The sequence below is a fragment of the Serratia sp. MMO-28 genome (assembly GCF_037199905.1).
Lineage (GTDB): Bacteria > Pseudomonadota > Gammaproteobacteria > Enterobacterales > Enterobacteriaceae > Chania > Chania oryzae.
Genome location: NZ_JBBCVB010000128.1, coordinates 1 through 229 on the forward strand (window position 1 = coordinate 1; position 229 = coordinate 229).

1 protein-coding gene is annotated in these 229 nt (G+C 64.2%); it reads left to right on the plus strand.

Translation table 11 applies throughout. The annotated features are described in order from the left end of the window. A partial coding sequence (locus WG891_RS27190) for a hypothetical protein (protein ID WP_337265251.1) occupies positions 1-229 on the plus strand: 229 nt, incomplete at both ends.

Genomic DNA, 229 nt, shown 5'->3' on the forward strand with positions numbered 1-229 from the left:
GGCCAATGCGTTGGGCACCAGCGCGGTGGAGGTCGGCGGCACGCTGACGCTGAACGCGGCAGATACCCTGGCCAATCTGCTGAGCGGGGCCGGCGTCATCAATACCGATGCGGCCATCACCCTGAGCGGCAGCAACACCTTCAGCGGCACCCACGCCGTCAATGCAAATGGAGCATTGACGGTCAGCACGGCCAATAATCTGGGCACCTCGGCGGCCAACGTCAATCTG